This window comes from Mesorhizobium sp. B3-1-7 (assembly GCF_006439385.1).
GTDB lineage: Bacteria > Pseudomonadota > Alphaproteobacteria > Rhizobiales > Rhizobiaceae > Mesorhizobium.
On sequence record NZ_VFTL01000087.1, the window covers coordinates 1 to 1,042 of the forward strand.

At 58.7% G+C, this 1,042-nt stretch carries 1 pseudogene; it reads left to right on the plus strand.

The features are described 5' to 3' along the window. Positions 1 to 1,015: pseudogene (locus FJ417_RS32985) on the plus strand (IS3 family transposase); the annotation flags it as partial. Positions 1,016 to 1,042: the final 27 nt, after the last annotated feature.

Consider the following 1,042-nt stretch of genomic DNA (forward strand, 5'->3'; position numbering starts at 1 on the left):
GACGACCCATGTCGAAGCCGCCGGCCCCCTCAGTGCCTGTTGCAGCCAGTGACGAGGCCAAAAGCCGTGAAGAACTGCTGGCCGAACTGAAGCAGTTGCGGATGGAGAACGCCTACCTAAAAAAACTGGAGGCCTTAACGCAGGGACACGCGCCCAAAAAGCGCAAGCCGTCCAGGCGTTAAGGCCGCTGCATCCGCTTAAAGGCCTGCTGGAGCTGGCGAAGCTGCCGCGCAGCACGTTCTATTACAATCAAAAGGCGGCCTCGCGCCCGGACCGCCAGGCGGCATTGAGGGAAGCGATCAAGGTCATCTTCGACAGCCACAAGGGCCGCTACGGCTATCGTCGGGTGACCGCGCAACTGCGCCAGGCAGGTCAACGCGTCAACCACAAGACCGTCCAGAGCCTGATGACCGGGATGGAATTGAAGTCGCTGGTCAGGCCGAAGAGGTATCGTTCCTATAGGGGCGAGGTTGGGCGGACCGCGCCCGATCTGTTGCAGCGCAAGTTCGACGCCGACCGCGCCAACCGCAAATGGGTGACCGACGTGACGGAGTTCAGCGTGGCCGGCGACAAGCTCTACCTGTCACCCATCATTGATCTCTACAACGGCGAGATCGTCGCCTTCGAGACGGCGCGCCGCCCGCGCTTCGAATTGGTGGACAATATGCTGACCAAAGCCTTCGCCCGGCTCAATCACAACGAACGGCCGATCCTGCATTCCGATCAGGGATGGCAGTACCAGATGTCGGCATTCCAGCGCAGGCTGGAAGCTAGAGGCCTTGCTCAGAGCATGTCGCGCAAAGGCAATTGCCTCGACAATGCACCGATGGAGAGCTTCTTCGCCACGCTCAAATCCGAGCTCTTCTATCCGCAAAGATTCGAAACGGTCCAAAGCCTCGATACAGCCATCGACCACTACATCGACTATTACAACCACCACCGCATCAAACTGAAACTCAAAGGGCTGGCCCCTGTGCAATACAGGACCCAGCCCTTAAACCTACCAACTCAATGAACCGTCCAACTTTATGGGGTCAGTTCA